The sequence below is a fragment of the Bacillus sp. NPDC093026 genome, from assembly GCF_044754665.1.
GTDB lineage: Bacteria > Bacillota > Bacilli > Bacillales > Bacillaceae > Bacillus > Bacillus maqinnsis.
This window is the reverse complement of sequence record NZ_JBIVPN010000001.1, coordinates 61,630-84,607: the sequence shown is the minus strand read 5'-3', so window position 1 is coordinate 84,607 and position 22,978 is coordinate 61,630. Positions and strand designations below refer to the sequence as shown.

Below are 22,978 nucleotides of genomic sequence, written 5' to 3'. Positions count from 1 at the left end.
TCACTCCTTCAAGACAAAAACATAGATTCTATCATTCCTCTAAAATATACTGATTTAATCGTGCTTTCAGTTGTTCTTCTCGACCAGATTCGTTTCTAATGATCGGATGCTTCAAAGCATATTCTTCTAATGTATGAAAGGTTGCTTTGCCCTCTGAAATATCTCGGCCAATTCCTTCAGAAAAGCTTCGATACCGGTGCTTGATGACATCTTCAAACACACGATCTTCTATGAGCCTATGAGCCACTCGTAATCCTTTTGCAAAAGCATCCATTCCAGCAATATGGGCGTACAATAAATCTTCAAGTTCAAAAGAAGCTCTTCTCACTTTCGCATCAAAATTTAACCCTCCCGTTCCAAGACCGCCGTTTTGCAAGATTTCATACATCGCCAGCGTTGTTGCATATAAATCAGTCGGAAATTCGTCTGTGTCCCAGCCTAGAAGTGTATTGCCTTGGTTCGCATCAACTGACCCAAGCAGACCGTGAATTCTGGCTAGACGTAATTCATGCTCAAACGTATGTCCGGCTAGTGTCGCATGATTGGCCTCAATGTTTAATTTAAAATATGGATCTAATCCGTATTGCTTTAAAAAGGCGATGGTCGTTGCTGCATCTGTATCATATTGATGAGTCGTCGGCTCCTTCGGCTTTGGCTCAATTAAAAATTGACCTGTGTACCCAATTTCTTTTGCATAATCGACAGCCATATGCAAAAATGTTGCCATGTGATCAAGTTCTCTTTTCAAATCTGTATTCAGTAGTGTGTCATAGCCCTCTCGACCGCCCCAGAATACATAATTTTCCGCTCCAAGTTCTTTTGCTGTTTCTATTCCTTTCTTTACTTGCGCCGCAGCATATGCAAACACATCAGCATGACAAGAAGTTGCAGCGCCGTGCACAAAACGAGGATTCGTAAACATGTTAGCTGTATTCCACAATAGCTTTACATGACTATGTTCCATGTATTCCTTCATTCTTTTTAGAATGATATCCAAATGTTGATTCGTCTCTTGTAAAGAATCCCCCTCTGGGGCAATATCTCGGTCATGAAATGAAAAATATGGAACATCCAAAATGTCGAATAGTTGAAAGGCTGCATCTAATCTCACTTTTGCTAAGTCCATTCCGCTGTAAGAATTCCATGGTCTTTGCATCGTGCCAACACCAAACATGTCTGTTCCATCAGCAGTCAATGTGTGCCAATAAGCGACAGAGAAACGTAAGTGTTCTTTCATTGTTTTTCCGCCGATGACTTCATTCGCATCATAATGTTTAAAGGCAAGTGGGTTTCTTGATTGTCTCCCTTCATATGAAATCTTGCTCATTCCTTCTAATTTGTTTAAGAAATGCATGTTTGGTTTTACCATCATAAGTTCCTCCTATGAATTTACTTAATAAGTTGACCCAACAAACAAATGAACCGTATGCGCATCAAATCTCTTTGAATTTTCAATATTTTTTAGTTTTCCAGAAATATTTTCGTTATAATAAAAATATCATCACGCTTCTCACGAAATGAAGAGAAGCACTTTGATTTGACTTAATTTAAAGACGAAACAAATGGAGTGAATAAAGTGGATATCGCTGATCAAACCTTTGTGAAAAAAATAAATCAAAAGCTTTTGCTAAAAGAAATTCTTACAAATGCGCCAATCTCTAGAGCAAAATTATCTGAAATCACTGGATTAAATAAATCGACTGTTTCTTCTCAAGTGAGTACATTGATGAAAGAAAATCTTGTCTATGAAATAGGTCAAGGTGAATCTAGCGGCGGAAGAAGACCAGTTTTGCTAATGTTTAATAAACATGCGGGTTACTCTATTGGCATTGATGTAGGTGTTGATTATGTCAATGGCATATTAACAGATCTTGAAGGATCCCTTATTCTTCATCAACAACTCATGCTCAAATCTAATTCACCTGAAGATACGAAGAGCACCTTAATTGAGTTAATTCAGCATTTTATTTCACAGATTCCCTCTTCTCCATATGGACTAGTCGGTATCGGAATTTGTATCCCAGGCTTAGTTGATGAAAATGAACGAATCGTCTTTACGCCTCATTCAAAATGGAAAAACTTCGATCTAAAAACTAGTCTAAAGAAAACGTTCCATGTGCCCGTATTGATTGAAAATGAAGCAAATGCTGGGGCTTATGGTGAAAAAATATTTGGTGCAGCAAAACACTATGATCACCTAATATATGCAAGTATCGGCACAGGAATTGGGATCGGCATCATTATCAAACGTCATTTATACAGAGGTGCTTACGGTTTTTCTGGTGAAATGGGGCATATGACGATCGACTTTAATGGACCAACATGTAGCTGCGGAAACCGTGGATGCTGGGAGCTGTATGCATCTGAGAAAGCATTATTTCAGTCACTGCAATCAAATAATCAGAGGGTTTCCTATCAAGAAATTGAACAGCTCGCTAAGCTGAATGATATGAAAACATTAAATGCGTTGCGCAATTTTGGATTTTATCTTGGGGTTGGGCTCACGAATGTCCTCCATACATTTAATCCGCAAGCCGTTATATTAAGAAACAAGGTGATTGAATCTCACCCAATGGTATTGAATGTCATTAAAAATGAAGTGTCTTCAAGAATGTATTCTCAATTCAGCACTCATATTGAGCTGCTCCCTTCCTCTTTAGGTCAACATGCTCCTGCATTAGGCATGACATCTCTTGTGATAGAAAATTTCTTAAATGATGTCACCAAATCCCAATAAAATCCGTATAAAAAAGAGACAGCACACATCTGTTGTCTTTTTTTATTCACATGTTTCTTCATAACGAAAGTATTTAAAATCAGCAGGCAAATGTGCGCCACTTGTATCTTGACATTGCATGCCGACAAATGCACCTGTAAAGAATCCGCCGCCACGAATGAAATCATCAGACAAATGGCTGGATTCAAACGAGATGTCAATCTTCTTCCAATCCTGTTGGTTAAAAGAAAAAGAATAATGGTAAGTCTCCTGCTGAACAGTCACTTTTATATATACATATGGCACCCCGTCTGGAATGACGATTTTATCATTTAACGGCTGAGAAAAAGCGAGATTTTGGCAGACGGACAACTCAAGTATACGGCCGAGTTTTTCATCGTATGTCACCTGAAGAGCTGTCCAGTTTTCTGTATTATAATAATTCACTAGACCAGCTGCTTGTTGAAAGTTTTCGGGGAAGAACGAAACAGCCGTTTCCGCTTCAAAATAAAAACTTTGCCAACGCCGTGCAACAAAGGATTGTGTAAACTTAGATGTTAGAGACTCCTGACCGTATAATCTGAGATGATCGGGTTTTTCTGTTAAAGAACCAATTTGACTTGTAAACGGAATTCTTAATGTTTGAAAATGCATATTTAACTCTGATTCCTTGAACTCGTCGACTTTTGGGACAGTTGAAGAGAATACCTTTTCAGTGACAGCAGGTGCTTCGACCTCCATCGCCCCTTCTTTACCACCCTCTACATATGGCCATCCGTCTTTCCAATAAAGCTTTTGAATGGCTGTTTCCCTTCCTAAAGGACAGTATCCTCTTTGTTGAAAAATAGACTCTTGACTTGATCGAATCGGACGACCTGTTAAATGAGCCAAGTACCATTCATTCGTATGTGTATGAACAATGGAGGCGTGTCCGCATTTTTGCAATGGATGCCTCGGATCATGAAATGCACTTAAAATGGGGTTATCCGGATGAACCTCATACGGACCTTCAATATGCGAGGAGCGGGCAATCGTGGCTGCATGCTCATACCGCGTTCCTCCCTCTGCTGTTAATAAATAATAGTAGTCACCGATTTGATAAAGATGCGGGGCTTCCGTCAATTTAATATCTGTTCCTTTAAAAATGACTTTTCGCTGACCGATCAGCTTTTGCTCTGCCACACAGTATTCCTGCAGGACAATCCCTGCAAAAGAATGCTGATTTTCTCTGTGATCCCATAACATATTCAATAAATATTTCTTACCGCTTCGATCATGGAATAAAGACGGGTCAAATCCTGAACTGTTGAGCTGAACGGGATCGCTCCACTTTCCATCCACCGTGTCACAGGTCACCAAATAATTATGGCCATCCTTAAACGGACCGTCTACTACCTTTATATCTGAATAAATCAGCCAAAACAGACCATCTGAATAACTTAAACAAGGTGCCCATACTCCGCCGGAATCAGGATTTCCTTTCATATCTAATTGAGACGTTTTTTGCAAAGGCCGTGAGATTAACCGCCAATTGACCAAATCCTTTGAATGATAAATTTGAACACCTGGAAACCATTCAAATGTAGATACTGCAATATAATAATCTTCTCCTACACGGCAAATACTTGGATCAGGGTTAAATCCTTTTAGAACTGGATTCATAATTTTCATTGAACACCCTCCCATTACATTTTAAAATCCTCTATATGATCTACGTACACCTTATCCCTGTTCTCAAGCTCTCTGACGACCTTTTGATGCTCTTTCTCGTCTAGATTATAAAAATGAATATCAATCATCGCTAAAATGAGTAAAAATGCAGGTATCACCGTTGTGGTGATTAAAATCCCCAATAATGCTTCAGGTGTTTGCATTTGGTTTGCCACATAGCCGAACTTATCAAGTACGAGACCTGGCACAATGCCTCCTAATGCCATCCCAAACTTAAAGAAAAAGCCGATCACTGCATAGATCAGTCCTCCCATTCTTTTCCCTGTTTTATATTCACCATATTCAACGGTTTCCGGAATAAGTGCCCACATATAGGCGCCAGCTGTAATACTTCCTGCGGCCGCTACTAATCGAAAGAGAAAAATAAGAAAGATTTGATTCGGCGGCACAACCAGTAAAGCAAGAAGCCCTATGATATTAAGTAATAAAGAATAGTACAGCAGTTTCTTCTTTCCTAATCGTTTGTGTAACCGCGGAATAAAAGGTAACACCAATAAAGCAGGCAAACTTCCAATTAATCCATACCACTTAACTAAATCCTCTTTTCCAAGGTTATAGGTCACATAGTAAATACCAACTGAATTGCTGATGGAGTTAACACCAAAGATAATGATAAAGAAGATGCTTAACACAACTAGTGGACGATTCACACGTAATTGGACAAAGATATCCGTGAACTTAATCTTTTCCTCATGCTTTTGAAGCGACACTCGTTCGTTCGTAGTTTTAAAGCAAATGATAAGTAACCCGCCCCCTAGAATGCCTAGAAATGCCATCGTCATCTGCCAGCCAAGTGCCGTATTTCCCGTTGTATCGCTTAAATAAGTAGCAAGAAATGGAACAAAAAAAGCAACGACAAGACCTCCGAGATTTGCAAAAAACATACGAACAGACGTAATACTGACAACCTCTTGGTTATTTCTCGTCATTGCGGATGTTAAAGCACCATAAGGAACATTGATGAATGTGTATGTAAGCGATAAACCGACATACGTTATATAGGCATAAATTAATTTGCCCATAGCGGAAAAATCAGGTGTTGTAAAACAGAGGATGGCTAGTACCGCAAACGGAAAGGCACCAAATAATAGGTAAGGTCTAAAGCGGCCAAATCGACTATTGGTTCGATCGACCATTGCCCCAATAAAAGGATCTGCAAGCGCATCAATTGCTCGTACAATTAAAAACATGGTTCCTGCAGCTGCAGCGGATAAACCATACACATCCGTATAAAAAAATAATAGATACGTAGAGACAGTGGCATAAATCAAATTACATGCAAAATCTCCTGAAGCATATCCAACTTTTTCCGACATGCGAATCTTCTTTAAATTCTCACTAACCATGAGCTTTCCCCTTTCTTTACTTTGCATCTTCTAACAACAGAATGTGTAGGGCAGCAGCAAAAGGTAAATTAAATTAAAGCGCTTTCAAAATTGGTTTTTCTAATAGACCGACTTAGCCTAGATAAGCAACAGATCACATGAATGCGTTCTGATCATCACTCCTTCTTTTTTAGAAAAAATTTATAATCAGTATCTTAGTTTGTTTAATCAATAAACTAAGATGAATTTATTTTATATAATTTGATCTGACTTTTCAATATTTTTTGAAAAAATATTCCTCATAACTTATATATTTCCAATTTTTCCTTTATTGCTTGCTCATTTCTTCTTTTATGCAAATATATGATAATTTGAATCCATACCATCTTGCATTTCACCTTCGACCATGCTATATTAATCAAGCGATGAGCTGAATTGTGTAAGTCGGGTCACACGTCTCTTTGAGACACACACGAATGTGGCGTGTGGTGATTCCGCCTCAATACGCAAAAGACATCTTCTTTTAAGGAGATGTCTTTTTTTCATACTTATCCTATTTTCGTCCCATTCTCAACCGGTTCATCTATGGAAAGTAACACAACATCTTCTTTGGTCGGCATACCTCCTAGCACAAGCACCTCTGATTTAAACCCTGCAATTCTTCTTGGCGGGAAATTGACGACTGCCACTATCTGTTTACCGATCAGGCTCTCAGCAGAATAACGTTTCGTTAACTGTGCACTTGACTGTTTCACGCCAATCTCATGACCAAAATCAATCTTCAATTTCAAGGCAGGAACTCTTGCTTCTGCAAAAAATTCTGCCTCTAATATCGTGCCTACACGAATATCTAACGCTAAAAACTGTTCAATATCTGCCATATGAATTGCTCTCTCCTTTTCATTCAAAAATGTTTTGAATCATGAAAGACACTTGTTTTATCACTAATTGATACTTGTCTCTCTTTGATTTTCATCCATTGTCACATATATGATCACCTGCTTTACTTTCCCTTTACGATCTCGTTACATTTCATTCCACATCATGTATTTGTTGTATTCTTTCAACGATTTGCAACTATATAATAATTTCTGTAAAATGGCAGATAATCCTACTGCTTCCTCTCAAAAGTTAACACTTGTTTACATTATCAGACATGTGGAGTTTTGCTGGTCTTTTTTGTCATCCTTCCAATCGTTTCCATCTTGCATCAACTAGGGCCATTTTGGTTGCGAGAAATATAATTCTTCGTCACCGTAACTGCTTTTGGACATTTGCTTTTTGCTTCTAATTGATAGGCTTAAAAATCGCTATAAGCTGCGAATATGGGAGTGGTAGGGCAATATTCACTAGAAAGACTCGCAACAACATCATGCTAGTAACTATATCAAATTTATTCATCACTAACACCCTTCTCTGTGAACCGCCCTTTGTATGTAAAAAGAGTACCAAATATACGATTTTTTACAATTACATGAATCGTGAACTCTTCTGTGTCTTCATCGTATCCTTCTGTTACATCTGACATGCCGTAAAGCCATGAAGGGAGTGGCCATTCTCGGCCTGCAAACAAACACTTTTGTTTACCTGATTGAATGTGCAGACACCGATTCTCTGTCACTGTAAAATGAAGCTCTGACATGAGAATCCTTGGCTGACCAAAGTAATCTAATACCCTGTGACTCTCTCGATCAATCACCATATCCGCATCAAAATATCTTTCCTTTTGAGGAAAATAAAACGTACGAAACCAGTGCAATCCTTCTTCTCCTTTACTTGTCGTAAATGGCTCATTGACGATGCGAAAGGGAATATCTTTTCCTCTTTCAGGAAAAAAACAACGAAACAATGGACCTAATCGGAAGAGAAATCGGATGAACTTTGTCCCGCCACCTATTTCCTCCATCATTCCTTCTGCCACAAAAGCCCTGTTGTACCGATCTTTTAATTTCGGATGTAGCTTTTCGTAATCCTTCACTAGATTATGATGAACGACCATGTTTTTCTCTCCTTTTTCGTTTCATCGAAAACACATCTACACAATCTTTCAGATTGATCATGCCCGCAATCGACAAGATCAAAAATGCACTCATCACAAGTGGCTCATGGAGCGTCGCATGTGGGGACATAATCCCTATAATAAGTATAATGAGAAGAAAAACACTTTGAAGGACGAATATATACTTTTTCGGTAGATGAAAAATGAGCCATGATACGCCTAAAAGCACGTAAAACAATCGAAATCCTGGACGATGATCAAAAGCAGAATGTGCAAACGGCATGACTGCTTGACATATCCAGACGAAGGCAAAAAGCAAACAAATCCCGTAATGAGCAAGAGTTCTCTCTAATAACAGCCGAGGGTGAATCCCCTTTTCTAGCCATGTTTTTAATGAGCCAAAACTAAATGCGGTGATCAATCCCATCATCGGCCGAAAAAAGAGCCGGTCTGCCCACTTCCATCCCTTTCCTTCTCTCGTCTTATAATCAAATTGCGTTTTAAACACAATATGTTCATTCGTTTTAATATACTTCCAATAGCCGTCACCTTCTTTTATAAAGGACAATGGGTGTGACGATGTAAATGTCAGTGACGATGCTCTTTCATCACGGTCATCCATGATGTTTGTTCGATAAACACCTGTCCCTGTGACGCTCACGCCAAATCCAAGATGTTTTTCATACAGAAAAGATTGAGGCTGCTCATTTCTAGGACCGTTCAATGAAATGGTTGAAAACCGCAAATCCCACTGTTCATGTAGCTTTGGATTTTGTGTATATTCCCATACTTTTTCTAATGGTGCATTGATTTCTGTTTCCACATAAACAGGCTTTCTTTTCATCTGCCTCTACTCCTTTATGTGAATTATTTCACATAACAAGCATACCATGTTTCACAAAACTGTCAATTCTTTAATTTCCCATTTTGGCAAAATAAAAACCGCTTACGATGAAGCGATTCACTTTTCTATGTAAACAACTATCTGCTGTTGCCTTTTATTGAAACCGGTTTAATTTAATTGCTTTTATGAAGAGTTGGAATTTACATTGTTTGAACCGTCAGTGTTATAAAGCCTTTTTCATCTGCGAATTTTAATACTACTTCAATGACTCTTTTCATACGGAAATGATTGTATCATTATGACGATATATGGTCCTAAAGCTCACTTCATGCAGTTCAGCCTTATACTTGTTTCTTACTATTAGCAGCATCACAATGGACAAAATGTGATCCGACTTTTCCTCTTTTTGATAAATGCAAGGTTTGGTTTGATAAAAAAAGAAAAAATGGTAAAGATAACTAACAGCCAGCATTACGTTTACATCCCTGCCCATGCAGGAGGAGGTTGCATCATGACGCAAGACGTGTGGCAGTTATTCATCATCGGGATTATTATGATGATGTGTATCATGATTCGAATGAATCGAATGAGACGCTATCAACCTGTCCGTCCGGTGGCGCTTTTTTTAAGAATGAATGTATTTGGTTTGACCGCCCTTATTCTCATAACAGAAGGATTGCAAAATAACAGTATTTTAATTTATGCCGCAATTGGCATGAGTTTTGGGAGTATCCTAGCCGCTCATTCCTATCAGACGGTGCGTATCAAATCGGAAAATGGCCGGCTCTATGTAAAAACGAGTAAATGGATCGAGTGTTTTATTTTATGTTTGTTTTTATCAAGGTTTGCCTTTAAATTGATTGAGATCACGAAACATTCCATTACTACCATCAACATATTTGAGCTTTATCAGCATATTGTGAGTACTGATGCCCTGACAATGCTCAGCTTTTTTCTGCTTGCCGCTTAATATATGGTGTTTTCTTATCAAATGATGAAAGCAAATAAGAGACATGTCCAAGTGCATCATGCATAAAAATCTTCCTATTTAAGATGAAGGAAGATTTCAGCGTGTCGACAAGCCCTTGCATTCGTTGTCAAATCTGCGTGCTGGTGCTCACGAATGTTCAATTCGCTCCGCGCAAATAGCTCAGGTCTTCCTAGACTTCAAGGGTTTTCCATTCACGCTAAAAAGATGACAAAGGGCTAAAATGAAACCATTTTAGCCCTTTGTCATCCATCTGAGGTTTTTATCAATCATGCTGCGTATGGTAAATCATTTGTTCAAGGACTTCCATTACATGTTGATCTTCAGGACTGTAAAAAATGGACGTCCCTGCTCTTCTTGATTTCACGAGACGAAGATTTTTTAAAAAGCGCAACTGATGAGATACCGTTGATTGCATGAGATTGAGTGTTTCAGCTATATCATTTACCGAATGTTCACCTTGAGAAAGCAGATGCAGAATACGAATACGTGTGGGATCAGATAAGGCTTTAAATGTTTGTGATACAAGAAACAGGCTTTCTTCATCCAGCTCCATCCGTTCCTGATCTTGATTTGTATTCAGTTTTTCCTTCATAAGCTTCACCTTTCTTGTCAGTCAAATCACTTTTTACTTCTATGTATCATCATATACCAAAATGTGCGTCATGCAAAGCTGGCACATCTTTTAAAAAAGATTTATTCAAATAGCATTGACACAAGGTAGCATTCTTTTTAAAATGAGCATTATTTATTCATTTTTTAAGGAGCTGATAGGCAAATTGACTGAAGAGCCAAGACTAAAACGCAGCCTGACTGTGATTCCACTTGTTGTAATCGGGCTTGCTTATATGGATCCACTTGTCGTATTTGATTCATACGGCATTGTTGCTCAGCTAACGAAAGGACACGTGGCCGCAGCTTATATATTTACTTTGTTAGCATTACTATTGACAGCGCTTAGCTATGGGAATATGGTGAAGGCTTTTCCAAAAGCAGGATCTGCATATACATACGCACAAAAAAGTATTCATCCTCATATCGGCTTCCTTGTAGGATGGACTCTTTTATTGGATTATTTATTTTTGCCTATGGTGAATTTTGCAATAGGGAGTGCTTATTTAACAGCAGCCTTTCCAACTGTACCTCATGACCTTTGGATCATCATACTTGCTATCGCCATAACGACTGTCAATGTCATCGGTATCCGGCTCACAGCCAACATTACGGCATTATTTGTCACCTTTCAAGTGATGATCGCTGTTACATTTGTTGGTTTTATTATTTATGGACTTACCCAAAACTTAGGCAGTGGAGAACTAGTGTCAGCTCGTCCTTTTTATTCAGAGAGTTTAGACCCTGCACTTATTTTCTCTGGAGCGACCATTTTATGCTTTTCCTTTCTAGGCTTTGATGCGATTTCTACGCTGTCTGAGGAAACCATCCGCCCTAAAAAGACTATTCCGCTTGCGATTTTCCTAACGGTAGCAATTGGAGGCGTCTTGTTTATAATCACGTCTTATTTTTTACAGCAGGTTTTCCCAAATTTCCAGCAGTTCAAGCATCCTGATGCAGCCTCACTTGAAATTGCTGAATTTGTTGGCGGTGCATTCCTCCACTCGTTCTTCTTAGCTGGAACCATGGTGGCTGTCATCTCATCCTCGTTATCGTCACATGCGAGCGCAGCAAGACTGCTATATGCGATGGGCAGAGATGAATCTTTACCAAAGCGTTTCTTCGGTTATATTCATCCGACATTGAAAACCCCTGTTTTGAATATCTTATTAATCGGTGTTTTCTCTTTATCTGCAGTGATTGGCGAGCTAGAGGTCATTTATTCGTTTATTAGCTTTGGTGCGCTAATTGGCTTCACTTTTGTCAACTTGTCTGTTTTTGCCCATTATATAGTGAGACAAAAACAAAGAGGCATTCTTCATATCCTAAGATATGCAGTGATTCCTCTTTGCGGCATGGCATTTTGTATATGGCTTTTAACAAGCATTAGCACAAATGCATTGATCATCGGTTTGGTCTGGCTCATTATCGGTTTTCTCTATTTTTGCTACAGGCTGAAAACAAGAGCTGAATTTACTTTTAGATATGATTGATTCTTATGTTTTCGCTTGGTATCCAGTGCAGAATGTGTCATAATATAAAGGCTGTACTTCCCTTTAAAAGCGGGACAAAACAGGGGTGAACATGACCTTGAAAAAGAGAAAAACAGGATGTTTTGCCATTTCAGGCTGTTTCACGATTTTTCTGTTTGTTTTCGTATTAGCAGCTATTTTCGTTTCTTTTAATCAAAAGGAGTTAAAAAAGTTGCCCATTGATACGGAATCAATTGTTTTGTTGAGATTGGATGATTACAAACCGCTTGTAGAGACTGAGTTAAAAGATCAACATTTAGATCAATATACGGCGTTAATCCTCGGTATGATGTATCAAGAATCAAAAGGCAGGGGCGGAGATCCGATGCAGTCCTCTGAATCTCTTGGTTTGAAAAGAAATGAAATCAATGACCCTCAGAAAAGCATCAGACAAGGAATCCATCATTTTTCTTCTATGTACAAACATGGAAAGAAAAAAGGCGTTGATTTGGAAACCATTATTCAAAGCTATAACATGGGAATCGGCTATATTGATTTTGTTGCGAAAAACGGGGGAAAGCATTCCGAAGAATTGGCAAAGCAATACTCCAAAAAGCAAGTGAAACGCAACCCTAACTTATATACGTGTGGAGGCGACAAAGATAACTACCGCTATCCGTATTGCTATGGCGATTTCACTTATGCTGAAAAAGTAAAAGAAAAAACGAAAACAGTTGAAGAAAAAATGAAATTGGCTTCATCATCCACACCATCATCGTAAAAAAGCACTTCCCGTTTGGGAGGTGCTTTTCAATTTATTTATGTTCCTTTCCGATTTCCGGAAGAATTGTTTTGGCTAAATGCTGATCCATTTCTTCATATTCATCATAATGAATCGTTTCATATAACTCTTTTCTCGTTTGCATATCATCCAGCATTCCCTGCTGCGTTCCTTTTTCCATAATCTCTGTAAATAAACGCTCATACGCTTTCGCAGCGACTCTTAGGGATGACACAGGATAGATCACCATTTGAAAGCCAAAAGCAGAAAATTCATCTGCATGAAAGTATGGGGTTTTACCAAACTCCGTCATGTTTGCAAGTAGCGGACCCTTAATCTTGTTTGAAGCCTGCACAAATTCTTCAGAGGTGACGAGCGCTTCAGGAAAAATGGCATCAGCTCCTGCTTCTACATATAAATTAGCCCGATGGATGACATCATCCATCCCACTTACTGATTTAGCATCAGTTCTTGCGACAACAACAAGCGTTGGAGCCGCCTGTTTCACTGCTTTGATTTTGGCAATCATCTCTTCTACTGGAACGAGTGATTTTCCGTTTAAATGCCCACATTTTTTCGGCATTTGCTGATCTTCAATTTGGACAGCAGCCACCTTGCTTTCGACCATTTCTTTTGCGGCCCTTGCTGCATTTAATACACCGCCATATCCGGTATCCATATCCACCAAAAGGGGCAACTGTGTAGCTCTAATGATTTCTTTTGCTTTTTCAGCCATTTCGGTTGAATGGATCATTCCAAGATCCGGAAGGCCTTTGCTTGCGCAAAAAGCGGCACCTGATAAATAGAGACCTTTAAAGCCAATCTTTTGGGCATAGAGCGCAGACATTGCATCGTGAACGCCTGGGATTTGATATAAATCCGATTTGTTCATTTGTTCAGCAAATGCTGCAGCTAATTCCGTTTGACTTTTTTCTTCATTCACGATCCACATGCTGATCCCCCTTATATGACGAATAAATCCATAAATGCTGGTACGGTTGTTGTTTTTAATTGATTTGGATTTTGACAGAGTGTCACGATTTGATCTACTTGTCTTTGTGGAAATCTCGTTTTTAAATGATACTTCCATTTTGATTCGAGTAGTGGAATCGCTTCTTTTCTTCTTTTACGGTGACCTAATGGATATTCAATCTCTACCCCGTCAGTCATTGTCCCGTCTTTAAAGAAGATTTGAACTCGATTGGCAATAGATCTCTTTTTCGGGTCTAAATAGTCTTCGGTATACCTTTTCTCTTCTTTCACAACCATTCGATCTCTTAAACGATCAATGACCGGGTTTTGCGCTGTTTCCTCTTCATAATGATCAGCCGTTAGCTCACCATAGATTAGTCCGATGGCTGTAATATATTGCAAACAATGATCACGGTCTGCCGGATTGTAAAGCGGCCCTTTTTTATCAATAATCCGAATGGCAGATTCATGTGTTGTGATCTCTATTCGATCAATCTCATCTAACCGATCCTTCACCGCTTCATGCAGCATCACAGCAGCCTCTGCGGCGGTTTGTGCATGGAACTCAGCAGGATAGGCAATTTTAAAGAGAACATTTTCAATCACATACGAACCGAGAGGCTGACCAAGGGTGAGGGGTTTTCCCTTCATCAATACATCTTCGAATCCCCAATTTTCCGCACTTAGTGGCGTTTGATAACCCATTTCGCCTTTCAATGTCATCATCGCCAATCTCACCGCACGACTTGTTGCATCACCTGCAGCCCATGATTTCCTTGAGCCAGTGTTAGGTGCATGTCGATAAGTTCTAAGAGGTGAATTATCAATAAATGCTTGTGATAAAACATGTTGTACATCTTCTTTCGTCCCGCCAAGCATGGCACAAACCACTGCACTCGAAGCAACTTTTACAAAAAGAACATGGTCCAGTCCATTTCTGTTTAAACTATTTTCCAATGCAAGCACACCTTGTATTTCATGTGCCTTCACAATAGCGTGCAAGACTTCATTCATGGTGAGTGGCTCTTCTCCGTTTGCAAGTCGTGTTCTGCTGATATAATCACTAACTGCTAAAATCCCGCCTAAATTATCAGATGGATGCCCCCACTCTTGTGCAAGCCAAGTGTCATTATAGTCTAACCACCGAATCATACAACCGATATTAAAAGCAGCTTGAACAGGATCTAAGACAAACGAGGTGCCTGGGACCCGAGCACCGTTTGGTACAACTGTTCCTGGCACAATAGGACCTAGATGTTTCGTACATTCTGGAAAATTGAGTGCCAGCATTCCGCAGCCGAGTGTATCCATTAACACATACCGAGCGGTCTCAATGGCTTCTTTACTCGTGATCTCTCCCTCAACAGCATAAGCTGCAATCTCCTCTAATAGCTGATCCGTTTGACTTGCTAAAGCTGTTTTGTTCATCTTCATTCCTCCGTTTTCCCATCATCATTTGAGACTTTTAATCCTCTTGGTCCTAAATACCGCACCCTTGGTCTAAAAATGCGATTGTGCATATGCTGTTCAATCACATGGGCAGCAAGTCCGCTCGCTCTAGCAGCGAAAAAAATTGGTGTGTAAAGCGAAATTGGAATACCGAGCACATAATAAATAGGTGCTGCGTAATAATCAAGATTGGGATAGAGGTTTTTCTTTTCTTTCATGTATGCCTCCCCTGCTTCACACATGTCATACAATGTCGTATCTCCCTTTGATTCAGTAAGCGTTTTCAATGTTATTTTTAAAAGAGCCGCTCTCGGGTCCATTTTTCTCATATATACCCTGTGGCCAAAGCCCATCATTTTTTCTTTTGCCGCTAGTTTTTGTTCAATGAGTGCAAGGAAACCTTCTGTCGTCTTTCCTTCAAGAAGCATATGCATGACCGCTTCATTCGCCCCTCCGTGCAAATCACCTTTTAATGATGAAATAGCACCAGTAAAAGCACCGTACATGTCTGAATGAGTGGAGGCAATGACTCTGGCAGCGAAAGTAGAATTAGGCAGCTCGTGTTCACTATATAGCGTTAACGTTTGATCAAAAGCAGTTATTTCATCTTGAGTAGGTATACGCCCTGTTAACATGGCTAAAAAGTTTTCTGTGTAGGGTTTGTTCTGGTCTGGAGAAATAGTGGCATTTTTAGTGAGAATATGATAGCTTCCAGCAACAATTGCAGGCAACTGGCCTAACAATCGAACCGCTCGCGCTTTTTGGCAGTCTGCTGTTCGATCATGTAAAGCTTCATCGTACCCTGCAAGAGCAGATAGGCAAGTTCTTATCGCATCCATTGGGTGGGTAGTTTTTGGCAAATTTGTCAAAATTGTTTGAATGATTGGATGTAATACTGTTTGGGAGGATATGTTTTGCTGAAAATGATGTTTCTCCATTGCATCTGGTAATCTTCCATAAATAAGCAGGTAGGCTGTTTCTAGGAATGTCTTTTTTTGTGCCAATTCTATGAGGTCATAACCGCGAATCACAATCTCTTCTTGTTCCACATCTAAATATGAAATTGATGTTTCGCTTGCGACAATGTCTTCAAGTCCCGGTTTATATTGCAGTTGTTCCGTCATCATGTAACCCCCGTTTCGATCAATTGTTGTTCTCCAAACGAGCAAACGGCAAGAAGTGATGTGAATCTATAGGTGGGAACATACCGTGCTAGTCGGATCACCCAATTCCCATTTTATCCAAAGCCCTTCATCTTGTAAATACAAGTAGCGTGTAGACAAACCCTCGCACTCGTTATCAGATCAGCGCGCTGGCGCTCACGAATGTTCAATTCGCTCCACACAAGTAGCTCGGGTTTTCCATTCACGCTGAAAAGATGACAAAGGGGAAAATAAACACCATTTTCCCCTTTGTCAACAATCTGAACGTATATCTGGACATGTTAGCTGTAATATGGAGAAATCATTATATAAACAATGACGCCTGTTAGACTCACATAAAGCCATAACGGCATCGTCCAGCGGGCAATTTTGCGATGGCGCTCCACTTGCATCTGTGCACCTCTAAACAGTGTAATCAGTGCTAGTGGAACAATGATCGCTGATAACACAATGTGTGTAATCAAAATAAAGAAGTAGATAGGACGAATAATGCCTTCTCCTCCGAAGTGCGTATCTGCTGCCATTGAATGATAGGTTACATAAGAAATTAAAAAAACAAGCGTTGTGGAAAAAGCAGCAAAAATAAATCTTCTATGTGCTTTAATATTCTTTTGTTTAATCATCATGAGTGCTGAAAGCAAAAAAATAAACGTGAAACTGTTCATCACTGCATTCAGTAACGGGAGAAACGTAATATCCAGATGACTAAATTGATCTGTTTTTGGCATGAAGAATAATAGTGCAATTAATCCGTTTATGGCAATTGTTAAGAAGACAACAACACCTGTAAAATTTTTCGGTTTTTGATTCTGTTCGTTCATGTTTGAAAACCTCTCTTTATTAGTTCCGACTAAGAGTATGTTATTTAACTTTGATCATAAAGTCAATGAATTCGCTATCTTCGTCGAATTTTGGACAAACTTGCCCGCAGGCTGCACTCTAATGGTTGATCGATCCATCCTCTTCGTTTACAATGGGAAATTGTGTGTTTTTTTATGATATCTCTGTGATACGTGCAAAATCATGTTAAGTGCTTGTGAAAAAGCTTTTCGGACAACCTGATTTTTCATTGATTGCGGAGTATTCTGAAGAGGGGAAAATCACTATTGCCGATATGAAAGGATCGCCGGACAATGGGGACGGTTTGATATGTATGAAGCATTTAAAAGAAATTGCAAGAGAGCAAAACATTCCTGTGATCACTTTCGACCTCGTCAAGAGAGACTGGACCGATTGATTCACTTTTAAGAAAAACATCATTTTGATGTCCAAGTCAATTGGAAAGACAAAGCGGAGGTGGACAGCTACTAACAAAAACAAACGTTTATCATTATGTATATGCTGGTTTTTGTCGAAAATGCAAATTTTTCAGAAAAATATATGTTTTTTTGGTCAAAAAAAGGGTACAATAAAAGCATCAGGCCGCCACCTGATGCTCTCTTCCAAAAAACGATAGACAACTAGTTAAGTATTCTTACTTTGACTGATTTTACGCCCCAATTTTTCGCTTGGGATTTGCTTGGTACATGTACATCAATTTTATTACCTTTAATTGCGCCGCCAGTATCTGCTGCGATGGCTTCACCGTAGCCTTCTACATAAACCTTACTTCCTAATGGAATGACACTAGGATCTACTGCAATCACTTTTGCATGAGGGTTTTTGTTTAAGTTTACCCCTGTTGCAGTGATACCTGAAATTCCACCGTCATTTGCTGTATAAGCTGTAGCTGTTACAGTCACTTCTTTTTGTACACTTTGACTAGCAGAAGATGATTCTGCTTTTGCTGTTTCCTGTTTAGGAGCAGCTTTTTTTGTTGCTTGCTCTTTTTGGACAGGTTCCTGTTTTTGAACAGGCTCTGAGCTTACTGGAGCAGAGCTTTGACCAGCAACACTTAGTGTTGAACCAATCATAATTATATCTGAGTTTAAGTTATTCCAAGACTTTAGATCGCTTATTGACACATTGAATTTTTGAGCGATTTTCCAGAGGCTGTCCCCCTTCTGGACTTTATACTGCTCCTGAGTTTTCTCTTTTGAAGAGATTGTCAATTTATCACCTGCATAGATCATGTCTGTAGATAAATTGTTCCAACCCTTTAGGTCCTTTAGAGAAACATCATTTTTTTGTGAAATTCTCCAAAGCGTATCACCTTTCTGCACAGTGATTTCCTTTGCAGAAGCTTGCTGCGCTCCGATTGCTGTTGATGAGATTGCTGCAACAGCAACCAAGGACATAATAGTCTTCTTCATAAAGTAAATCCTCCCTTGTTAGCTTTTTATGGCGGCTAACGAGTGCTATCGTAACATATGTAAATGTCATTTCAATAACAAAACGATATGTTTTAGATTACAGTTCCTTTACATGAAACATCTCTCTCCATTGGGAAAACAGACCACAAAGCCTCTCCATCCCGCACTGCAGTAGTGTTTTAAAAGGATGAGCAAAGTCATTTTGAGAATGTGTTCCAATGTAGCAAAAAAATTTTCACTCATTTTCTATAAACAAACGGATTGCTTCTAAAAAAACATCTCCATATTTCTCTCTTTTTTGATTCCCAACACCCTTAATATGAAGTAATTCTTCTCCGGTTTTAGGCTCCATTTGTGACATTTCTTTCAATGTCTGATCGGAAAATACAACAAAAGGCGGGACTCCTTGTTCTCTTGCTAATTTCATTCTTAGCACCCTTAAATGTTCAAATAACGCATCATTTTCTTGAATGGCCATTGTTTTGAGTGCTTTCTTTCTAAAAACAGCGTCTTGTCCAATTAACACTTTCTTTCCTTTATGTGTGACCTTAAGTGTCGGATAAGCCCCTTCAGACATGTGTAAATACTCCTCGGTAATTAAAAATTCAATGAAATCACTAATATGCTGCGCTGAATGCTGCTTCATTAAAGCATAAGTAGGTAGTCGATCGAAACCAAATTCAAGCACTTTTTTGTTTTTAGAGCCTGCTAGTACTTGGGCAATCATCATTTTCCCGAATCGTTCATTCATTCTAATGGTACATGAAAGCACCATTTGTGCTTCCCTCGTTACATCTTCATGTTCCCTGTCATCTAGACAATTACTGCATTTTTGACAAACTGTTTGGCTTGATTGATCAAAATATTTCATCACGAATTGCTGTAGGCACTGCTCAGTAAGACAGTAATCTACCATTTGTCTTAACTTAAGCAGTTCATGCTGATAGCGTCCTTCATCTTCAATTGACTGTTCTATGAGAAAACGCTGAACTCTGACTCCTTGTGGTGAAAACAGTAAAATACATTCGCTCTCAAGCCCATCTCTGCCAGCACGACCTGCTTCTTGGTAGTAGCTTTCAATGTCTCTAGGAATTTGATCATGAATGACAAAACGAACATTCGGCTTATTGATCCCCATCCCAAATGCTGAAGTAGCCACCATTACCTGGATTTGATCGTTTAAAAAAAGATTTTGCTGCTCTTCCCTCACATCGTCGTCTAATCCGCCATGATAAATGCCTGCTTTGATTTTTTGTTTTTTAAGACGATTGTAGATTCTTTCTGCTTCTTTCCTTGTTGCTGTATAAATAATTCCAGACTCCAAATGATTCTTCTTCAAGTATTGCGTGATAAAACGATCGTTATTTTCTCCTTTTACCACTTTAAAAGACAGATTGTCTCGAGCAAAACCAGTAAAAATGGTTTGTTCCTCATTCATCCCAAGCTGCTCACAAATATCTTGATGGACTTTTTTCGTTGCAGTCGCCGTCAATGCAACAATGACTGGTCTTTTTGATAGTTTGTTCAAACATTCCCGAATATAACGATAGCTCGGCCGAAAATCATGTCCCCACTCTGAAATGCAGTGGGCTTCATCAATAGCGATTAAAGGAATGTCCAATTGATCAATCAGTTTGAAAAAACGTTCATTTTGTAAACGTTCAGGTGTGATATATAGTAGCTGATACTCACCATGTTCACATTTTTCCAAACGCGTATTCATTTCGCTTGCTGAGAGTGTACTGTTTAAAAAGGACGCTCGTATTCCCATTTCATTTAAAGCATCTACTTGATCTTTCATTAAAGAAATCAGCGGCGATACCACAATGGTTGTCCCTTCCATCATAAGGGCAGGAATTTGATAACAAACAGATTTTCCCCCGCCAGTCGGCATGATGCATACTGTATCCCTCTGCTTCTTTACAATTGAATCGATCGCTTGTTTTTGCCCATGCCTAAAGTCGTCAAATCCATAGTATTGTTTAAGGAGTGCTTCTGCTTGTTCTAACATCCTATTCCCTCTCCGTCATTTGTTTTGTATATTTTAACATACATTGATTCATTTATATGTTGTCTACTGATTTTCATATTTTCACAAAAATAAAAGCCATTTTCCAAATGGAAAATGGCTTAATTCATCCCATAAAAAGCTGCGGATGCCGTAATCTAAGTAAGAAAGTTTTAAACCACCACTCCTCAAAGTGGGTGTTTGCAGAAACGTTCCTGTCTTCCTCTCACAAAGTAGGAGGCATGACATTCCGGCTTCAATATAAAACTCCCTATTACAGCTTAAAGGTTAAAACTTTATTAACATTACGCACATCGCAGCCTTTAAACTATACTACACGAAAGTTTATTAAAATTCAAGATATGTTTTCTCTGTTAAAATAACTGATTATATTAGAAGACCATTTGGACAGACAGAAGAAAAAAACTATTCTAAAAAAATGACTATTCATCCATTATATATTTTCCCTCATTTCTTTCAACATCCTGCTCTTCCTCTAACCTTTCATATGTGTCTGAATGCATCTGGTCCATCGTTTCACTAATTGATGGGTCCTTTGCTTTCGTTAAGCTCACGCTCATCACTCCTTTCTCATTATCTTCCCGCTACAATTTAAAGCGTGCGAAGTGCTTCTTCTATCGGTTTTGCTCCTTTAATGAGGTCAAAAGATTTATTTTTCACATTGGATTCGGTTAAGCTTTCCACAAGAACAACGGCTACGTCTTCTCTTGAAATCTCAATGTTGCGATCACTTGGAATATGCGTAGCAGCTTCAATTTTCCCTGCCTTTTCTTCATGTAACAACGCACCTGGCCGAACAATGGTATAAGAAAGACCAGATTGTTTTAAATGTTCATCCGCTTTTCGTTTTGCCTCATAATAAATCTCCATACTTCCTTGACCTTTTCCTTGATTAGGATCATCAGCATTATATGAGCTAAGCATAACAAAATGCTGAATGTTTTCTTTTTTGGCTGTATCAATGAGACGTTTTGCGCCTTCTTGATCCACCGCAATGGTTTTATCAGCACCTGTTTTTGAGCCTGAACCAGCTGCAAAGATGACGGCATCTGCCTGTTTCACAGCAGATGTGACATCCTTTTCAAGATCACCGATGACTGGCAATGCACCAAGTTCTTTCATAGCATTAGCTTGTTTATTATCTCGAATAAGAGCAAGCGGTTCATGTCCTTTCTCTTTTAAATAACGGATAACAAGTCTTCCCGTATGTCCATTTGCTCCAGCAACTAATACTTTCATTGTTCATTCTCCTTTCTGTATCTGTTTCATCTTTTTCCTTTTTAGACATCATTCAAACACAACGACAGAAAAAAACCTTTCCCATAATAGTTGGAAAAGGCTCATGAACTTGCGATTATCTAAAACAAGAAATAAAAATGAGAAAAGTGCATGTGATCTATGTAAATTAGCAAATATGTTTTGTTAAGATGGCTTGCACATCACTCAAATCCGTATCTTTTGAAAAGTCTAGTTCAAATACTTTTGACTTTGTGACCAGCAGTATACCTGTGTCCTGATCAAATACACCAGCTTCTTGAATGGCAAAGCTTTCAATTGACCGATACGGCAAGGAAACCCTGACTTTCTTTTTAGAAAATACGCGGTTATCACCAAAGATCAGCCGTTTATTTGTGAAACAAATTTGGTCGTGACGCAGTCTGTAAACAGCCTCAATTCGCTCCCCTTCAATCAGTAAGGATTCAAATTTTTTATGATCATTTTGTTTACTGACAGAAAAAATACCCACGTAAACCCCCTCTTCCTGCATCAAATTCCTTTATGACAAAACGGCCACACGGCTTTGTGGGTACGTTTTATTCTCACTTATAGAATACGCTAAAAATCGTGGTTATTCCATTACGAATAGATTAAATTTCATTTAATTTTTTCTTTTTAGTACAATGCTCTTTCCTCTACTAATTTAGACTATTAAAAAGGAAAAAAGTTTCGGTTCATTTGGAGAAAATATATGAAAATCATGATGTTTTCACTCCATAAAAAAAACAGTGATTTCTCGAACCACTGTTTTTTTATGGCTATTCATCTTTTGATGTATCAATGGTTCCCTCGGCATACACATCGGAAATCTGCTCAAGTGTTATCGCCATATCAGCATCTTCGTTGTCATGCCAAACATTTTGAGTTTCTTGCTTGTCATCTGATTGCTTTTTCAACATGATTATCACCCTTTACTATTTTCCTTAGTATGAGTGATGATCATGTAAATCATTCAGAAGAAATATCTTCAAAATAATCTTTGTGGTATCCGCCTACTTTCCCCGTATTATCAACCACAAAGAGGAATTCTTCTGTTTCATTTTTCACGTCGTAGGTGTTTCCTTCAGTTAAAGCGCGATTGACCATATATTTTTTTGCATTCGTATGTACACATTTTACTTGTTTTAACGTTTTAGCTGTTTGCCAATTTTGATGGATCATGATCAAAAACTCCTTTTTTCATCTCTATTTTTATTGTAGCCAATTTTTCGTGAAATGCAATGAGTGTTATGGATTGCATTCAAAGATGACGTGTAATATGATGAATGTATACGTTTACAGCTATGTGCGTAGATCATCTTTGGTTCATTATCCGCTTTTTTCCACCTAGAACTCGCAGAACAATCCATATCTTTAAGGAGGTTTGT

General features: G+C 38.8%; 22 protein-coding genes, 1 other RNA gene and 1 pseudogene. 5 read left to right on the top strand and 19 right to left on the bottom strand.

The annotated features are described in order from the left end of the window. Window positions 1–31: 31 nt before the first annotated feature. Entirely contained in the window at window positions 32–1,369 is a 1,338-nt protein-coding gene (xylA, locus tag ACIQCE_RS00475; RefSeq protein ID WP_400493153.1) for a xylose isomerase, read from the bottom strand. A 207-nt stretch (window positions 1,370–1,576) separates the two neighbouring features. Between xylA and xylR the strand changes: the two genes are divergently transcribed. Then, entirely contained in the window at window positions 1,577–2,737 is a 1,161-nt protein-coding gene (gene xylR, locus ACIQCE_RS00470) for a transcriptional repressor XylR (protein WP_400493152.1), read from the top strand. Between the two features lie 42 nt (window positions 2,738–2,779). Here xylR and ACIQCE_RS00465 read toward each other — a convergent pair whose 3' ends face one another. The 5 genes from ACIQCE_RS00465 to ACIQCE_RS00445 all read right to left on the bottom strand — a co-directional run bounded on the left by ACIQCE_RS00465 (window position 2,780) and on the right by ACIQCE_RS00445 (window position 8,615). After that, window positions 2,780–4,387 carry a glycoside hydrolase family 43 protein gene (locus ACIQCE_RS00465; RefSeq protein ID WP_400493151.1) on the bottom strand — a complete coding sequence of 536 codons (1,608 nt, stop codon included), beginning with the start codon at window positions 4,385–4,387 and terminating at the stop codon, window positions 2,780–2,782. A 14-nt stretch (window positions 4,388–4,401) separates the two neighbouring features. Continuing rightward, complete coding sequence (locus tag ACIQCE_RS00460) at window positions 4,402–5,793, bottom strand: MFS transporter (RefSeq protein ID WP_400493150.1); 1,392 nt, start codon at window positions 5,791–5,793, stop codon at window positions 4,402–4,404. A 527-nt stretch (window positions 5,794–6,320) separates the two neighbouring features. Further along, window positions 6,321–6,653, bottom strand: a complete 333-nt coding sequence (gene csaA, locus ACIQCE_RS00455) for a chaperone CsaA (protein WP_353855553.1) — start codon at window positions 6,651–6,653, stop codon at window positions 6,321–6,323. Window positions 6,654–7,165: 512 nt separating this feature from the next. Next, window positions 7,166–7,771 (bottom strand): DUF4166 domain-containing protein, encoded by a 606-nt coding sequence (locus ACIQCE_RS00450; RefSeq protein ID WP_400493149.1) that lies wholly within the window; start codon window positions 7,769–7,771, stop codon window positions 7,166–7,168. Then, window positions 7,755–8,615 carry a hypothetical protein gene (locus ACIQCE_RS00445; RefSeq protein ID WP_400493148.1) on the bottom strand — a complete coding sequence of 287 codons (861 nt, stop codon included), beginning with the start codon at window positions 8,613–8,615 and terminating at the stop codon, window positions 7,755–7,757. Before ACIQCE_RS00445 ends, ACIQCE_RS00450 begins: the two co-directional genes overlap by 17 nt. Before the next feature lie 511 nt (window positions 8,616–9,126). On the opposite strand from ACIQCE_RS00445, the gene ACIQCE_RS00440 reads away from it, so the two are divergent. Continuing rightward, entirely contained in the window at window positions 9,127–9,585 is a 459-nt protein-coding gene (locus tag ACIQCE_RS00440; protein WP_400493147.1) for a CcdC protein domain-containing protein, read from the top strand. 283 nt (window positions 9,586–9,868) lie between these two features. On the opposite strand, the gene czrA is transcribed toward ACIQCE_RS00440, so the two are convergent. Then, entirely contained in the window at window positions 9,869–10,198 is a 330-nt protein-coding gene (gene czrA / locus ACIQCE_RS00435) for a Zn(II)-responsive metalloregulatory transcriptional repressor CzrA (protein ID WP_400493146.1), read from the bottom strand. Window positions 10,199–10,382: 184 nt separating this feature from the next. On the opposite strand from czrA, the gene ACIQCE_RS00430 reads away from it, so the two are divergent. Beyond that, a complete protein-coding gene (locus tag ACIQCE_RS00430; RefSeq protein ID WP_400493145.1) occupies window positions 10,383–11,708 on the top strand; it encodes an APC family permease in 1,326 nt (441 codons plus the stop codon). Window positions 11,709–11,805: 97 nt separating this feature from the next. After that, entirely contained in the window at window positions 11,806–12,468 is a 663-nt protein-coding gene (locus ACIQCE_RS00425) for a lysozyme family protein (RefSeq protein ID WP_400493144.1), read from the top strand. A gap of 34 nt (window positions 12,469–12,502) precedes the next feature. Here ACIQCE_RS00425 and prpB read toward each other — a convergent pair whose 3' ends face one another. The 4 genes from prpB to ACIQCE_RS00405 form a co-directional block, all read right to left on the bottom strand. Continuing rightward, window positions 12,503–13,420, bottom strand: coding sequence for a methylisocitrate lyase (gene prpB, locus ACIQCE_RS00420; protein WP_400493143.1), 918 nt, complete (start codon window positions 13,418–13,420; stop codon window positions 12,503–12,505). Between the two features lie 11 nt (window positions 13,421–13,431). Further along, entirely contained in the window at window positions 13,432–14,868 is a 1,437-nt protein-coding gene (locus ACIQCE_RS00415; protein WP_400493142.1) for a bifunctional 2-methylcitrate dehydratase/aconitate hydratase, read from the bottom strand. A 2-nt stretch (window positions 14,869–14,870) separates the two neighbouring features. Then, window positions 14,871–16,013: a citrate synthase gene (gene mmgD, locus ACIQCE_RS00410; RefSeq protein WP_400493141.1), complete on the bottom strand. Its 1,143-nt coding sequence runs from the start codon at window positions 16,011–16,013 to the stop codon at window positions 14,871–14,873. Window positions 16,014–16,333: 320 nt separating this feature from the next. Then, a complete protein-coding gene (locus tag ACIQCE_RS00405; RefSeq protein WP_400493140.1) occupies window positions 16,334–16,873 on the bottom strand; it encodes a DUF420 domain-containing protein in 540 nt (179 codons plus the stop codon). 187 nt (window positions 16,874–17,060) lie between these two features. Between ACIQCE_RS00405 and ACIQCE_RS00400 the strand changes: the two are divergent. After that, a pseudogene (locus tag ACIQCE_RS00400) lies at window positions 17,061–17,297 on the top strand (hypothetical protein); the annotation flags it as partial. Between the two features lie 215 nt (window positions 17,298–17,512). On the opposite strand, the gene ACIQCE_RS00395 reads toward ACIQCE_RS00400, so the two are convergent. From ACIQCE_RS00395 to ACIQCE_RS00360, 8 genes are all read right to left on the bottom strand, one after another. Beyond that, window positions 17,513–18,304: a LysM peptidoglycan-binding and 3D domain-containing protein gene (locus ACIQCE_RS00395; RefSeq protein ID WP_400493139.1), complete on the bottom strand. Its 792-nt coding sequence runs from the start codon at window positions 18,302–18,304 to the stop codon at window positions 17,513–17,515. Between the two features lie 235 nt (window positions 18,305–18,539). After that, window positions 18,540–20,315, bottom strand: coding sequence for a DNA helicase RecQ (gene recQ, locus ACIQCE_RS00390; protein ID WP_400493138.1), 1,776 nt, complete (start codon window positions 20,313–20,315; stop codon window positions 18,540–18,542). Window positions 20,316–20,447: 132 nt separating this feature from the next. Further along, window positions 20,448–20,638: non-coding RNA, 6S RNA (ssrS, locus tag ACIQCE_RS00385), on the bottom strand. A gap of 117 nt (window positions 20,639–20,755) precedes the next feature. After that, entirely contained in the window at window positions 20,756–20,887 is a 132-nt protein-coding gene (locus ACIQCE_RS00380; protein WP_400493137.1) for a hypothetical protein, read from the bottom strand. A gap of 37 nt (window positions 20,888–20,924) precedes the next feature. Next, window positions 20,925–21,572: an SDR family oxidoreductase gene (locus ACIQCE_RS00375; RefSeq protein ID WP_400493136.1), complete on the bottom strand. Its 648-nt coding sequence runs from the start codon at window positions 21,570–21,572 to the stop codon at window positions 20,925–20,927. Between the two features lie 166 nt (window positions 21,573–21,738). Beyond that, a complete protein-coding gene (locus ACIQCE_RS00370) occupies window positions 21,739–22,080 on the bottom strand; it encodes a PH domain-containing protein (protein ID WP_400493135.1) in 342 nt (113 codons plus the stop codon). Between the two features lie 289 nt (window positions 22,081–22,369). Then, window positions 22,370–22,510 (bottom strand): DUF4025 domain-containing protein, encoded by a 141-nt coding sequence (locus ACIQCE_RS00365; protein WP_400493134.1) that lies wholly within the window; start codon window positions 22,508–22,510, stop codon window positions 22,370–22,372. Window positions 22,511–22,559: 49 nt separating this feature from the next. Beyond that, window positions 22,560–22,772 carry a DUF6501 family protein gene (locus ACIQCE_RS00360; protein ID WP_400493133.1) on the bottom strand — a complete coding sequence of 71 codons (213 nt, stop codon included), beginning with the start codon at window positions 22,770–22,772 and terminating at the stop codon, window positions 22,560–22,562. Between the last annotated feature and the right edge of the window lie 206 nt (window positions 22,773–22,978).

Bases quoted from the DNA above. Each gene is read 5' to 3' on its own strand.
- xylA (WP_400493153.1), bottom strand. From the start codon at position 1,369: ATGGTAAAACCAAACATGCATTTCTTAAACAAATTAGAAGGAATGAGC.
- ACIQCE_RS00465 (WP_400493151.1), bottom strand. From the start codon at position 4,387: ATGAAAATTATGAATCCAGTTCTAAAAGGATTTAACCCTGATCCAAGT.
- ACIQCE_RS00460 (WP_400493150.1), bottom strand. From the start codon at position 5,793: ATGGTTAGTGAGAATTTAAAGAAGATTCGCATGTCGGAAAAAGTTGGA.
- csaA (WP_353855553.1), bottom strand. From the start codon at position 6,653: ATGGCAGATATTGAACAGTTTTTAGCGTTAGATATTCGTGTAGGCACG.
- ACIQCE_RS00450 (WP_400493149.1), bottom strand. From the start codon at position 7,771: ATGGTCGTTCATCATAATCTAGTGAAGGATTACGAAAAGCTACATCCG.
- ACIQCE_RS00445 (WP_400493148.1), bottom strand. From the start codon at position 8,615: ATGAAAAGAAAGCCTGTTTATGTGGAAACAGAAATCAATGCACCATTA.
- ACIQCE_RS00440 (WP_400493147.1), top strand. From the start codon at position 9,127: ATGACGCAAGACGTGTGGCAGTTATTCATCATCGGGATTATTATGATG.
- czrA (WP_400493146.1), bottom strand. From the start codon at position 10,198: ATGAAGGAAAAACTGAATACAAATCAAGATCAGGAACGGATGGAGCTG.
- prpB (WP_400493143.1), bottom strand. From the start codon at position 13,420: ATGTGGATCGTGAATGAAGAAAAAAGTCAAACGGAATTAGCTGCAGCA.
- ACIQCE_RS00415 (WP_400493142.1), bottom strand. From the start codon at position 14,868: ATGAACAAAACAGCTTTAGCAAGTCAAACGGATCAGCTATTAGAGGAG.
- mmgD (WP_400493141.1), bottom strand. From the start codon at position 16,013: ATGACGGAACAACTGCAATATAAACCGGGACTTGAAGACATTGTCGCA.
- ACIQCE_RS00405 (WP_400493140.1), bottom strand. From the start codon at position 16,873: ATGAACGAACAGAATCAAAAACCGAAAAATTTTACAGGTGTTGTTGTC.
- ACIQCE_RS00395 (WP_400493139.1), bottom strand. From the start codon at position 18,304: ATGAAGAAGACTATTATGTCCTTGGTTGCTGTTGCAGCAATCTCATCA.
- recQ (WP_400493138.1), bottom strand. From the start codon at position 20,315: ATGTTAGAACAAGCAGAAGCACTCCTTAAACAATACTATGGATTTGAC.
- ACIQCE_RS00375 (WP_400493136.1), bottom strand. From the start codon at position 21,572: ATGAAAGTATTAGTTGCTGGAGCAAATGGACATACGGGAAGACTTGTT.
- ACIQCE_RS00365 (WP_400493134.1), bottom strand. From the start codon at position 22,510: ATGTTGAAAAAGCAATCAGATGACAAGCAAGAAACTCAAAATGTTTGG.
- ACIQCE_RS00360 (WP_400493133.1), bottom strand. From the start codon at position 22,772: ATGATCCATCAAAATTGGCAAACAGCTAAAACGTTAAAACAAGTAAAA.